The sequence below is a fragment of the Rhodococcus opacus genome, assembly GCF_012396235.1.
GTDB lineage: Bacteria > Actinomycetota > Actinomycetes > Mycobacteriales > Mycobacteriaceae > Rhodococcus_F > Rhodococcus_F opacus.
In genome coordinates, this window is record NZ_JAAXPA010000002.1 from 109,965 (window position 1) to 122,452 (window position 12,488).

Sequence of the window (12,488 nt, forward strand, 5' to 3'; positions counted from 1 at the left end):
GCTAGAACTCTCCGCCTGGGACCGGGGCGCTCGGGGCCAGTACCGTCCCGTCGGTGAATCGGACGCCGTCGGTGCACCGGCACTCGACCTGTCCGCCACCGAACTGCTCGGCGTGCAGTCGCGCGTACAACCCTTGTCGTGCAAGGAGTTCGGTGTGCGTGCCGCGCTCGATGAGCGTTCCCTCGTCGATCACGAAGATCACGTCGGCGTGCTGAATGGTCGACAGCCGGTGGGCGATCGCAAGGGTGGTGCGTCCGCGCATCACCTCACCGAGAGCGCGCTGGACGAGGCGCTCGGAGACCGTGTCGAGCGCGGACGTCGCCTCGTCGAGGATCAGTACGCGGGGGTTCTTCAGCAGCACCCGCGCGATGGCCAATCGCTGCTTCTCGCCACCGGACAGGCGAAATCCTCTTTCGCCCACCAGGGTGTCGTATCCGTCGTCGAATCCGAGGATGCGGTCGTGAATGTTGGCGGCCTCGGCGGCGGCCTCCAGTTCGGCATCGGTCGCGTCCGGTTTGGCATATCGAAGGTTGTCGGCGATCGAGGCGTGGAACAGATACGGGTCCTGGGTGACCATTCCGACCGCCTCGGAGAGCGAGCTCATGGTCAGGTCGCGCACGTCGTAGCCGTCGACCCGGACGGCGCCACTGTCGACCTCGTACAGGCGCGGCACGAGGTAGCAGAGCGTGGTCTTGCCTGCGCCGGACGGACCGACGAAGGCGGCGAGCTGACCCGGCTCGATCTCCAGGGACGTGCCCGCGACCGCCCAGCGCCGGCTGCGACGTTCCGCCGGTTCGGTTTCGGGCGCCGCCGCGGCCGGGAACCGCGGCGCGACGGTCGCGACGCCGCGCATGCCGCCCCCACCGCCGCGACCCAGACTGCGCAGCGCCACCGGGTCGGGATCTGCGGTGGCCAGCCGGACGGGCGCGGGATACGCGAAGTACACGTCGTCCAACTCCACCCGGCCGGGGGAGTCCGCAGGCAACTCGACGGCGTCCGGGCGGTTCACGATCGCGGGCTGCAGGTCGAGGTACTCGAAGATGCGGCGGAACAACGCCATCGATGTCTGGACGTCGAGGGTCACCCGCATCAGCGAGACCAACGGTTGCAACAATCTGGCCTGCAGGGTCGAGAACGCGACGAGTGTGCCCGCCGAGAGAGCCGCGGAACCGCCGCTGACGAGATACCCCGCCAGCAGGTAGACGAGAGCGGGCGTGATCGCCATGAACGAAGAGACGACGGCGAAGAAGCCCTGACCCGTCATGGCCTGCCGCACCTGAAGCTCGGTCTGCCGCGCGTTCTCGGTCCGATACCGGTCGAGTTCGGTGTCGGCCTGGTTGAACACCTTCGTCAGCAGCACACCCGAGACGCTCAGCGCTTCCTCGGTAATGGCGGTCATGTCCGACAACGACTCCTGCGTCTTGCGCGCCAGAACGCGTCGCCGGGCGCCGACCCGCCGCTGCAGGTAGACGAAGCCGGGAAGCAGTGCGACGGCGAGAAGCGTCAGCTGCCACGACAGCAGCAGCATCGCGATGAGGGACGCCGTGACGGTGACGACGTTCGACAGGATGCTCGACGCCGTGGACGTGAGAACCGACCGCACCCCACCGACGTCGTTGGCCAGCCGCGATTGGATCGAGCCCGTCTTGGTGGACGTGAAGAACGCCAGTTCCATCGTCTCGAGGTGGGCGAACAGACGCTCCCGGAGATCCGCCATCGACAGGTTGCCGACCTTGGTGGTGAGGTAACTCTGGCCGACGCCGATCAACGAACCCGCGAGCGTCACCGCGATCATGGTCACGACCAGCCACAGCAGCAGTGTCAGCTGGACACCGCTGCCGTCGGTGGGGAACAGTGCACGGTCGAACACCGCCTTCGTGAGGAAGGGATTCACGATGCCGAGCAGTGATGAGACGACGATGGCGGCCGCGACGAGCACCAGCCACCCGCGGTACGGACGCAGGAGCGCCCAGATGCGGGGGAGCAGCGAAGGCTCGGCGGGTGCCTCCGAAGCCTGCTGTGTGGATGTGGGACCGGTCGCGGGCATCTCCCCATCGTGCCCATCCCCCGCAGTCCTGGCGAGCCGATTCGACGCGGCCCGTCCTGATGCTCCGGTCCGGTGGTTACGGTAGGTCCCCCTGCTCGGGGATGCCGAGTTCGTCTCGCACCGCGGAGAGGAAGTCGTCCTGGGCGCTCATCCCGGCCTGGAAGTGGTCGGCGAACTGTTGTTGGCGGGTGGACAGGGTGTCCGCCGACACGACGTCATCCGTCGCGAAGTCGGTGCTCAGCCAGCCGATGGTCTCGGATCCAGCCAGATACTCGACCACCATTCGCCGTGCCGATTTCACGACCGGTTCGGATCCGATCAACTCCACCGTGGTGAACTTCGAGACGAGGACGATGTTCTGTTGCGGTAGCGGACGGAGGACGTCGGTTCGACGATTGGTTCACCGTCGCCTCCACCTGATTCGACGTGTTCAGCAAGGTGAACACGCCTCCGCACACGGAACCGATCAGGGTGCCGACGACGGCCATGGAGGCCACGAGCATGCTGAGCCGAAACTCGTGGCGCCGCCCGTCCATTCGATCGACAGTTGTGACGCCGTCACGCTCGCTCATCGTCCTGCTCCCTTCGACACACCACCGGGTTTCCTCCGACTTTCCCGTACGGTCGGCGTCTCGTCGCGCGTAGTCGACTACTCAGGTTGTGACACCCCGTCGAGGAGCAGGGTGTCGTCGCTGTCGGGCACGTCCGTCGACGGCGGTTCCTGCCGGGCAGCCACCTCTTCCCGCCTGCGGCGGGCGATCTCACTGCGGATCTGATCGGTCATCTTGCGAGTGGCGGTCTGGATCAGCCGGCCCCGCGGATTGTCCGGCAACCCCTCCCGCGGCCAGTGCCGGGCCGCCGCGAGCAGCGCCTCCTGCACCGCGTCCTCGGATCCCTCGAAATCACCGGACCTCCGCACGAGCGCACCGAGGACCTGCGGCGCGAGTTCGCGCAGCAGGCCCTCGATTTCGGCGTCGGTTCTCACAGATCGGTGTCGGGTGCGCCCATCACCTGACGCACCTCGATCGGATGCTGGATCGGCACCCCGTCCGGACCCGGTGCCGCCGACGTCTGAGCGGCGATCTCCAGCGCCCGCTCCTCCGATTCGACGTCGACCATGCGGTACCCGGCGAGCAGTTCCTTCGATTCGGGGAACGGTCCGTCGGTCACCACCGGAGCGCCCTTGCCGTCGAACGTGACACGTTTCGCGAGGTCCGGTCCGGCGAGCCCCTGAGCGTCGACGAGTTCACCCCTGGCGACGAGCTCCGCGTTGAGATCCTGCTGGAACCGGATGTGCGCCTGCGCGTCCTCGGGGTCTCGACATACTTCGGGAACCTTTCGAGGAAATCTCTCTCAGCGGTGCCCGGCGTGCAGACAGTCCTCGAACAAAGTGCGCACCTCGTCGACGTGCCGGTCGAGATCCGCCAGGTCCCAGCCGACGGTCGGCACGGGTGCGAGGACGTCGACGTCGACCGTGCCGGGGTGCGCGACCAGCGAGTTCCGCCACATCCGTTCGCCCGCGTTGTGGATGACGATCGGCACGATCGGCACGCCCGCCTGCATCGCCAGGTGGAATCCGCCCTTCTTGAACCTGCCGAGGCGCGGAGTCGGCGAGCGGGTGCCCTCGGGGGCGATCGCGATGGAGATGCCGGACTGCAGTTTCTCCACCGCCGGGCGGAGGGCCGCCCTCGCCTTCGTGCTGTCCGCCCTGTCGATGTACGCGACGTCGAGCAGAGCCCCCACGGGAATGAACCGGGGATCCCGCGCGGCCTCCTTCTTCGCGACGCCGGTGACATCGCGCCGGATGACGCTGCCGATCACCAGCATGTCGAGCGAACTCTGGTGATTGAACATGAAGACCGCGGGCCTGGCCGACCACGCGTTCTCCTTGCCCTTGATGCGCACGTTGATCCCACAGATAGCGAGCGCGAGATCCGGGCCGAAGCTGCCGACCAGGTTGGCGCCCGTCTGCCGGTTCTGGGTGAGCAGGCCGGCGGAGACACCGAACGCGGCCGCCCCCATCAGAGCGCCGATCGCGGTGGTGGTGCGGGCGATGGACATCGGGTCGGCGCCGCTCTCCGGAGGTCGCAGATTCACCGACGGCCACCCGTTCTGCCGCGCGGTCGCCGCCAGCTTGCGGTCGGGATTCAGTGCCACGGGATGTCCCACCGACTTCAGCATCGGAACATCTTCTGCGCCGTTGGAGTACGCGAAGCTGTCACCCAGATCCGCTCCGTGCTGCTCGGCGTACTCGCGCAGTGCCTCGGCCTTGGCGGGACCCCACAGCGGCGGCGATTCGAGCTTCCCGGTGAGCATTCCGTCCAGAACCGCGGGCCGGGTACACAGCACGTCCTCGGCGTCGATGTCGAGGTCCGCGGCCACCGACAGTGCCTGATAGGGGGTGGCGGAGGTCGCCATCACCACCCGGTGACCGGCGTGCCGGTGCGCGGCGAGCAGTCCGCGGACCTCCGAGAAGATCATCCTCGCGATCTCCTGGCGGAACAGCCGCTGCCCCCACTCCTGCATCTCGTCCTCCATGCGCCCGGCCAGGCTCTGCACACCGATGCGCATCAGGTTGCCGACATCGGCACCCCGGAAGCGGGTCTCCACCGCGGCGCCCGTGGTGCGCAGAAGCTCGGCCACGCTGATGTCGAAGCGACGCAGGCGATCCCGATAGACGACGCTCGCGGAGTACCCGCTGATCAAGGTGCCGTCCAGATCGAACGCGGCGAGGGTGCCTGGGCCGGGAACGGCGGCCGCGATGTCGTCGTGGAGACTGCGGAGATCGCTCATCTACTCACCTACCACCCATCTGGTCGAGATTCTCGTGCGCGATGGCCCGGATGCGCAGCACCCGATCGATCAGGGTCTGGAGTTCGGCCTCGAACTCGACCCGCCGGGCCGCCATGTTCTCGGCATTCGGTTCGACCAGGCCCCGGTTTCGTGCCAGCTTGAGCGCGGTCGTGAAGAGCTCGGCCGAAATCGACTCGCTGCTCCCGATCTGCTGCCGGAGACGTCGCTGCTCGGCGAGCGCGAGGCACGACGTCATGAAGGCCTTCTCGTCGAACTTCCGATCCACCGGAGTCCGGAGCAACTGGCCCGCGACCACGGCGTACGCCTCCAGGAACGGCTGCAGAACCCGATGTGCCAGGTGAATACGCATCCCGGACAACAGGTTCGCGGCGTGCTGCGGGTCACCCAGATTCGACTCCCACGCCGGGTCGATGAGATCCAGTTCGGCCCGCAGTTCCTTCCGGAAGCTGTCTTTCTCGCTGAAGAAGAATTCGAACTTGAGGAGATCGCGAATGCGCAGTGCCGCATCCCATCCGTCGTTCAGCGGATCGGTGAACTGCTGATCGGCGGCCGCTCGCAGCACCATCTCCGCGATCGCCCGCATCACCAGGAAGTGAATCGTGTTGTTGCGGTAGAATGCTGCCACGAGATGCTGATCCCGGCCGAGGTAGAACACCCGCTCGCTGCCCTGATCGAAACTCCGCAGCACCCCGGAATCGAGGTGGGTCCGCACCGCCTTGCGGATCACCTCGGGGTGGGTCAGGTCCACATCGCCCGCGGTCGGCAACGAGCGCGCGGTGATGTAGTCGACGAGCGGCCCGAGGATCCCGCCGACCTCGGCGACGGTGAGCGCGCGGTCCTCGATGCCGAGAAACGCGAGCATCACGAGCGACGACGCGGTGACGGGTGTGACCTCGTTGATGCGGTGACACACCTCGAACGCCGTCTTCTGCACCGCCAGCCGCAGGTCGTCCTCCTGGCCGAGGTAGTCCGCCAGCGACATCGGCCTGCCGACGTTGACGTGCGCGACACCGTGCCGTTGACCCTGCGCCCGAACGTATCCGAAGAGCCAGCGCAGACTCTCCTTGCTCTTCGCCTGGCCGTGCGCCTCCGCCGCCATCGCCCCGACCTCGTAAAGCTGGTCGTAGGTCAGCGACACCGGGACGAGGTACACATCGGACATCCCGCTGTCCTGGAAGGCCTTCGCGAGGTAGTTGAGCAGACCGAACCGCGGCGGCCGCAACTTCCCGGTGCGGCTGCGCCCGCCCTCGATGTACCACTCGAGGTTGAACCGCTTGGTGAGCAGGTAACGCATGTACTCGCGGAGCGTCCACTTGTAGATCTCGTCGCCGTCGAACTTCCGGCGAATGAACACGGTGCCGCTGCGCTTGCCGATCGGTCCGATCGGCCAGAAATTGATGTTCAGACCGCCCATCACATGGTTGAGCGGAAGGTCGTTCGCGAGCAGCGCCGGGCGCAACACCAGCGGGTCGAGGTACGAGCGGTGGCTGGGCAGGAACACCAGGGAATGTTCCTTGTTCAGCTCCCGCAGCTCGTCGAGCCGGGTGGTGTCGACGTCGAGGCGGTAGGCGCGGGAGAAGTAGCGGCCCAACTGGTCCCACAGCGCGATGGCGCGCCTGCTCTGCGCGGCGACCATCTCGTCCAGTGCCCCACGGGCCCGGCGATCCACCTCGGCGACGGGGACGTTCAACTTCGCGGACAGCTCCCGGGTGCCGTCGTGGTATCGGCTGGCGTCGGTGATCTCGTCGACGACGAACCTCGACACCTTGTACTGCGTACCCAGCAGGGTGCGCTCGGCCCGCTCGAGGGTCAGCGCGGCCTGGCGGCGGATGAAATCCGGAAGCGACCCACCGCCGTTCTCGGCGAGCCGCCGTTCGAGGTCGCTGAGCGGGGCCGGATCGCCTTCCAGAACCTGGCACCGGGCCGGGTCGTCGCGCATCACCCGGCGCTGCATGTTCTGGCCGGGGTGCAGCGGATCACGCAGCGACAACGTCTCCCGGAATCGTTGCGCGCCGTCCGGATGGGTCTCCTTCGGCAGCCACACCACCCGGAGCGGGGTGAGCAGCGGATCATCATTCCGGCGCACGAGATCGGCGAGGGCCTGGTCGGTGACGCGGACGGTCGGAGGCGGCTGACCGGAGTCGTTCGCCTGTCGCTCCAGCCACGTGCGCAGAACGTCGTCCTCCATGTCGCTCATCGTCTCGATGAGGTAGACCCGCGGCCGTGTCCTCTGCTCGTCCATCACGCCAGCCTTTCCTTTCACCCGCGGCCCAGTTCGACGATCTCGTCGAGACTCTCCTGCAGGCACGACATGAACCGCGCCGGCTCGGTGACGGCGGCGGTGTCGAGATTGACGCCGATGCAACACGTGCCGACGTGGGAGACGAGGGTGGCCATGACCGCGCAGCCGGGGGCCGGGCCGAACGGGAACATCCGCTCGATCCGGGCACCCGCGAGGTACACGGGCACGGGGACACCGGCGACGTTGCTGGCCTGTAGATCGAGTCCCGTCGACTGCGAGAGGTACCAGTTCGCCAGCACCACCGTCGGAAGCCGGACCAGGAGCGGGGCGGCCGAATCCAGCAGTCCGAGTGCGGGTTCCTGGCGCAGCCCCAGGATGATCGCGCGCACCTTCTCGATCCGCGCGACGGGGTCGCGCTCACCGACCGGTCCGGCGAATCGGGCCGCGGCGAACCGGTTGCCACCCGTGGGATCCGACGCCGAACGCATGCTCACCGGCATGCCCACCGGAATCGTCTCGAGGTCGTGGCCGAACGATTCGTGGTAGCGGCGGAACCCGCCCAACAGGGCCGCCACGTACGCGTCGTTCAACGACCCGCCGGCGACGTGAGCGGCGGAACGCAGTTCGTCGACACTCACCTCGAGCACCCCGAACCAGCGCCCCAGTCCGCGGTCGCGGAGCAGGTCCGAACCCGTGGTCGGGGGAGGGGTCACCACCCTGCGGATGGAGTTCGCGTAACCGGCAACCTCCGTGACACTGCCCACCGGATCGCCGACGACGGTCATCGCCGTCCGCACCGCGCCCCGGATCAAGCCGCCGAGACGACCGGGGGCGCTGCGCACGTTGTCGAGTGCCTGCTCGAACAGGGCACCGCCGCCCGACATCTGCTCCGGTAACGGCGCAGGGCGATCCGGTTTGTCCGGCGACGGTTCGGGGCGCCTGCTGTGCAGCAGCGTCATCAACTGGATGCCGCCGAGACCGTCCGTGATGCTGTGGTGCGTCTTCACCACGTAGACGGCGCGGCCGTCGTCGAGTCCCTCGATGAGCATCGCGCTCCACGGCGGCCGGGCGCGGTCGAACGGCTCGGTCGCCATGTGCCTGCACATCCGCAGCGCGTGGTCGAACGTCGCCGGCTCCGGCAGGCGCACCCGCGACAGGTGATAGTCGAGATCGAACTCGGGGTCGACCGACCACATCGGGTTGCCCAGCCGCAACGTCGGCTCCACCACCCGCATCCGGATGCGCGGCACCATGTGCGACGCCCATTCGTGGGCGCGCACCAGCCGGTCCCAGTCCGGCGGTTTGTCGAGCACGTCGACCGCGACGATCGGTGAGCGCAGCTTCGGCTGCACCTCCTCCATCCGCCACATCCCGGTCTCGAAGTCGGACATCGTGCGGTCCGCTCCCCAGGCGACGTCGGAGAAATCCACGTCGACGGCACTCGGCGGTATCAGAGGTTCGCCGTCGGCCATGCCCACCCTCATTCGGTTGCTCGAGTTGCCCTCAGCTGCTGCTTTTCCAGTGTGGACCCGCCCCGCAGATCGCGTCCCTGGTTCCGGCGGATTACGCACCGGACTTTCTGTCCAAGGTGAGGACGTGCCGACTCTCCACCACGCGACGCTCGACAGGATCGACCCGGCCACGCTCTACCGGATCATGGTGCTGCGGACCGACGTGTTCGTCTTCGAACAGGGCATCGTGTCGGAACCCGAACTCGACGGACGCGACCTCGAACCGACCACCACCCAGTTCTGGGCGGAGGAGGACGGCGAGGTTCTCGCGACACTGCGGGTGCTGGCCGACGAACCGACACTGCATCTCGGACGGGTCGCCACCGCCGCCCCCGCCCGGGGGCGGGGGCTCGCGGGACAACTGCTCGAAGCCGTGTTCGAGGCGTTCCCGGCACCCATCGAGATCTCCGCCCAGGCCTACCTCGAAAACTGGTACGGCCGTTACGGTTTTCGCAGTACCGGTGAGAACTACCTCGAGGCGGGTATCGACCACCTGCCGATGAGGCGCTCCGCGCCCGTGCGTGGTTGACGAGTCTCCGGACTCCTTCATCACTCACGGAGTTGTCGTAGGCTGCCGACATGGCGAAAAGCTTCGAATACTCCGAACAGATCGCGTACCCCCTCGACCGGGTGCACGCGACGGTGACGGATCGGGCGTTCTGGCAGCATCGGTTCGAAGAGGCGCCGGAGAAACTCACCCTCGACGACAGCCGCGGCCCCGGCACCCTGACGGCGACGATGCGCGACACCATCGGCGCGTCGTCCCTCCCCGGGCTGGTCCGCAAAGTCGTCTCGGGTGAACTGAAGGTCGAGCGTGCCGACGAATGGGGTGCACTCGACGGTGACCGCGCCGACGGCCGGATCAGTGGCAGCTCCACCGGGATCCCGGTGAAGATCGAGTGCACGTCGGTGCTCCGCGCGTCGGTCGACGTCACCGTCCTGGATGTAGCCGGATCGGTGCATGTCAAGATTCCGCTCGTCGGCGGACAGATCGAGTCCCTCGTCAGGAAGCTGGTCGGCGACATGGTCGGGCAGGACCGCGACGCGATCGAGAAGTGGCTCGGCGACAGCTGACGCTCACACCCCGGACGCCGGGTCGTCGAGTTCGACGTCCAGCGTGCGGGCACCCGGTCCCGCCGTGCCCAGCCGGTCGTGGGTGTTGACGATCGCGCAACTCCCGAGCGACAGGCACCCGCAGCCGATGCAGCCGGTCAGGTTGTCGCGGAGCCGGATCAACTGCTCGATCCGCTGATCCAGATCCGCGTGCCACCGCGTCGAGAGCTTCTCCCAGTCCTTCCGGTTCGGCGTGCGGCCCTCGGGAAGGGTCCCGAGGGCGTCCCGGATCTCGGCCAGCGGAATCCCGACCCGCTGGGCGATGCGGATGAACGCGACCCGCCGCAGCGTGTCCCTGCGATAGCGACGCTGATTGCCGGACGTCCGCCTGCTGGTGATCAGCCCCTCGCGCTCGTAGAAGTGCAACGCCGACACCGCCACGCCACTGCGCTCCGACAGCTGTCCCGGCGTCAGTTCCTTGGCTCTCCACTCGGGCATCTCCACGACAGGCAACCTTTCACGCGGTTACCTGAACAATACTCGAGGTCAGTCGCGGCGGAGATGTCCGTGCAGGTGGTGCGTGAGCGGAGTCAGGTCGTGCGCCATCCACAGGTCGTACGTGAGGTCGCCGCCGCGCACCGACAACTGTCGCCGGATGCTGTGCACCGGTTTCGCGTCCGGCGACGCGCTCAGCGCCACCATCGACAACTCGATGGTCCCCTCCCGGATCTGACCACGGTGGATCTCGGTGAATCCGGTCGGCTGGGCCACGAGCAGTTCCGCCTCGTCCTCGGCGACGAGCCGCAGGAACCCGGACTCCGAGTGCAGCGGCCGCCCGCTGCCCGCCTCCCGTGTCCGAGACCGGTACGCCAGGAACGGTTTACCGGTGGGGGCGAATTCGATCTCCTCGGTGTACGCGAAGTTGTCGATCGTCGGGTACGCGCCCTCCCCCTCGCCGCGCCACAGACCGGCGAACGGTGCCAGGGCGGAGGGAACGGACGGAAGTGGGGGCGTGTTCGCAGGCGAACTCGCCGCCGCATCCGAGTGCGCCGGCGAGAGAGTCGAGTTCTCGTCCATGAGATACCTCCGCCGTTTCACGGTACTCGCCTGCGGCGCCGAGGGACACGGTCGGCCGCGAAGTGTTTGAGCGTGCCTGCCGGGCCCGCCGGCATTACCGTCTAGACATGAACGCGTCCGGTTCTGCACCGCTGGGGGCCAACTCCGAAGTCGGGCAGCTGCGTGCCGTCCTCCTGCACCGGCCCGGGGACGAACTGAAGCGGCTCACGCCCCGCAACAACGACCAACTGCTCTTCGACGGACTGCCCTGGGTGGACCGCGCGCAGGAAGAGCACGACGCGTTCGCAGACCTCCTGCGCTGCCGCGGCGTCGAGGTCCTGCTGCTGTCCGACCTGCTCACCGAGACACTCGGCGCCAGCGGCGCCGCCCGCATACAGGGCATCGGCGCAGCCGTCGACCCGCGCAAACTCGGGCACACCCTGGCGCAGGAACTGGCCGCGCACCTCCGCGGTGTCCCGGCCCCCGAACTCTCCACCATCCTCACCGCGGGGATGACCTTCGACGAACTGCCCGTCGCGGCCAACACGGCGTCGCTGGTCCGGCGCATGCACCACGGCGGCGACTTCGTCATCGACCCGCTGCCCAACCTGCTGTTCACCCGGGACTCGTCGTTCTGGATCGGACCCCGCGTGGCGATCACGTCCCTCGCCCTGCCCGCCCGCGTCCGCGAGACGTCCCTCACCGACATCATCTACGCCCATCACCCGCGTTTCCGTGGCGCCCGGCGCGCCTACGAATCCCACACGGCTCCCGTCGAAGGCGGCGACGTCCTGCTCCTCGCACCGGGAGTCGTCGCCGTCGGAGTGGGGGAGCGCACCACGCCGGCAGGCGCCGAGGCGTTGGCGCGCAGCGTCTTCGAGGACGAACTGGCACACACCGTGCTGGTGGTCCCCATCGCGCAGGCCAGGGCGTCGATGCACCTCGACACCGTCTGCACGATGGTCGACCACGACGCCGTCGTGATGTACCCGATCATTCAGGACACGCTGTCGGCGTTCACCATTCACCGCGAGGACAAGGGCGTGTCGATCCGCGGAGCGGACCCGTTCCTGGCCGCCGCCGCCGAGGCCATGGGCATCGGCAAACTGCGCGTCATCGACACCGGACTCGACAACGTCACCGCCGAACGCGAGCAATGGGACGACGGAAACAACACGCTCGCACTCGCACCCGGCGTCGTCGTCGCGTACGAACGGAACGTCGAGACCAACGCCCGGCTCGAGGCGTCGGGAATCGAGGTACTGCGGATCGCCGGTTCCGAACTCGGGTCGGGTCGCGGCGGACCCCGCTGCATGTCCTGTCCGGTGGCCCGCGACCCGCTGTAGGCGGCTCCGCCGCCCGTGCGCCTTTCTGGTAGTCGGAGCAACCAGAAAGGCGCACGGGCGCGCAGCGCCTAGAGGACCTCGCGGACCTTCTCGGCCGGGCGGGCGAGGACGGTGCCCTTGTCCGTCACGACGATCGGTCGCTCGATGAGGATGGGGTTGTCCACCATCGCTTCCAGCAGTTCGTCCTCGGACGCCTCGGCGAGCCCGAGCTCCTTGAAGACGGCCTCCTTCTTACGGATCGCCTCGCTCGGCTTCAGCCCGGCGTCGTCGAGAAGTTTGCGCAGCCCGTCCCGCGAGGGCGGGGTCTCGAGGTACTTCACGACGGCCGGCTCGATGCCCGCGTCCCGGATCAGTCCGAGGACGGTGCGGGACGTGTTGCATCGCTGGTTGTGGTAGATGGTCGCGGTGTTCGCCATACC

The 12,488-nt window shown here is 67.8% G+C and carries 12 protein-coding genes and 1 pseudogene; 3 read left to right on the plus strand and 10 right to left on the minus strand.

What is annotated here, in order from left to right; translation table 11 throughout:
* Position 1 precedes the first annotated feature (1 nt).
* From HGB39_RS02485 to HGB39_RS02515, 7 genes and pseudogenes are all read right to left on the minus strand, one after another.
* Positions 2-2,047, minus strand: a complete 2,046-nt coding sequence (locus HGB39_RS02485) for an ABC transporter ATP-binding protein (protein WP_064080167.1) — start codon at positions 2,045-2,047, stop codon at positions 2-4.
* A 76-nt stretch (positions 2,048-2,123) separates the two neighbouring features.
* A complete protein-coding gene (locus HGB39_RS38400) occupies positions 2,124-2,375 on the minus strand; it encodes a hypothetical protein (RefSeq protein WP_005567296.1) in 252 nt (83 codons plus the stop codon).
* A gap of 321 nt (positions 2,376-2,696) precedes the next feature.
* A complete protein-coding gene (locus HGB39_RS02495; RefSeq protein ID WP_005567297.1) occupies positions 2,697-3,032 on the minus strand; it encodes a sigma factor in 336 nt (111 codons plus the stop codon).
* Positions 3,029-3,361, minus strand: a pseudogene (locus HGB39_RS02500) (YciI family protein); the annotation flags it as partial. The pseudogene HGB39_RS02500 and the gene HGB39_RS02495, both read right to left, overlap by 4 nt.
* Before the next feature lie 39 nt (positions 3,362-3,400).
* A complete protein-coding gene (locus HGB39_RS02505; protein ID WP_005567301.1) occupies positions 3,401-4,840 on the minus strand; it encodes an HAD-IB family hydrolase in 1,440 nt (479 codons plus the stop codon).
* Between the two features lie 4 nt (positions 4,841-4,844).
* Positions 4,845-7,103, minus strand: a complete 2,259-nt coding sequence (locus HGB39_RS02510) for a glycerol-3-phosphate 1-O-acyltransferase (RefSeq protein ID WP_005567303.1) — start codon at positions 7,101-7,103, stop codon at positions 4,845-4,847.
* A 17-nt stretch (positions 7,104-7,120) separates the two neighbouring features.
* Positions 7,121-8,575: a wax ester/triacylglycerol synthase domain-containing protein gene (locus HGB39_RS02515; protein WP_054248092.1), complete on the minus strand. Its 1,455-nt coding sequence runs from the start codon at positions 8,573-8,575 to the stop codon at positions 7,121-7,123.
* A gap of 124 nt (positions 8,576-8,699) precedes the next feature.
* Between HGB39_RS02515 and HGB39_RS02520 the strand changes: the two genes are divergently transcribed.
* On the plus strand, positions 8,700-9,143 hold the full coding sequence (locus HGB39_RS02520) for a GNAT family N-acetyltransferase (protein WP_005563079.1): 444 nt from the start codon (positions 8,700-8,702) through the stop codon (positions 9,141-9,143).
* A 50-nt stretch (positions 9,144-9,193) separates the two neighbouring features.
* A complete protein-coding gene (locus tag HGB39_RS02525; protein WP_005255411.1) occupies positions 9,194-9,688 on the plus strand; it encodes a DUF2505 domain-containing protein in 495 nt (164 codons plus the stop codon).
* A 3-nt stretch (positions 9,689-9,691) separates the two neighbouring features.
* On the opposite strand, the gene soxR is transcribed toward HGB39_RS02525, so the two are convergent.
* On the minus strand, positions 9,692-10,171 hold the full coding sequence (gene soxR / locus HGB39_RS02530) for a redox-sensitive transcriptional activator SoxR (protein ID WP_005563077.1): 480 nt from the start codon (positions 10,169-10,171) through the stop codon (positions 9,692-9,694).
* A gap of 42 nt (positions 10,172-10,213) precedes the next feature.
* Positions 10,214-10,744 (minus strand): nitrobindin family protein, encoded by a 531-nt coding sequence (locus HGB39_RS02535; protein WP_005563074.1) that lies wholly within the window; start codon positions 10,742-10,744, stop codon positions 10,214-10,216.
* Positions 10,745-10,851: 107 nt separating this feature from the next.
* Between HGB39_RS02535 and HGB39_RS02540 the strand changes: the two genes are divergently transcribed.
* Positions 10,852-12,069: an arginine deiminase gene (locus HGB39_RS02540; protein WP_005563072.1), complete on the plus strand. Its 1,218-nt coding sequence runs from the start codon at positions 10,852-10,854 to the stop codon at positions 12,067-12,069.
* Between the two features lie 68 nt (positions 12,070-12,137).
* Here HGB39_RS02540 and arsC read toward each other — a convergent pair whose 3' ends face one another.
* Positions 12,138-12,485: an arsenate reductase (glutaredoxin) gene (gene arsC, locus HGB39_RS02545; RefSeq protein WP_005563065.1), complete on the minus strand. Its 348-nt coding sequence runs from the start codon at positions 12,483-12,485 to the stop codon at positions 12,138-12,140.
* Between the last annotated feature and the right edge of the window lie 3 nt (positions 12,486-12,488).

What these genes read in the sequence shown, in the direction of transcription:
- arsC (WP_005563065.1), bottom strand. Translation starts at nt 12,485, where the DNA reads ATGGCGAACACCGCGACCATCTACCACAACCAGCGATGCAACACGTCC.
- HGB39_RS02485 (WP_064080167.1), bottom strand. Translation starts at nt 2,047, where the DNA reads ATGCCCGCGACCGGTCCCACATCCACACAGCAGGCTTCGGAGGCACCC.
- HGB39_RS02505 (WP_005567301.1), bottom strand. Translation starts at nt 4,840, where the DNA reads ATGAGCGATCTCCGCAGTCTCCACGACGACATCGCGGCCGCCGTTCCC.
- HGB39_RS02510 (WP_005567303.1), bottom strand. Translation starts at nt 7,103, where the DNA reads ATGGACGAGCAGAGGACACGGCCGCGGGTCTACCTCATCGAGACGATG.
- HGB39_RS02525 (WP_005255411.1), top strand. Translation starts at nt 9,194, where the DNA reads ATGGCGAAAAGCTTCGAATACTCCGAACAGATCGCGTACCCCCTCGAC.
- HGB39_RS02535 (WP_005563074.1), bottom strand. Translation starts at nt 10,744, where the DNA reads ATGGACGAGAACTCGACTCTCTCGCCGGCGCACTCGGATGCGGCGGCG.
- HGB39_RS02540 (WP_005563072.1), top strand. Translation starts at nt 10,852, where the DNA reads ATGAACGCGTCCGGTTCTGCACCGCTGGGGGCCAACTCCGAAGTCGGG.
- HGB39_RS02515 (WP_054248092.1), bottom strand. Translation starts at nt 8,575, where the DNA reads ATGGCCGACGGCGAACCTCTGATACCGCCGAGTGCCGTCGACGTGGAT.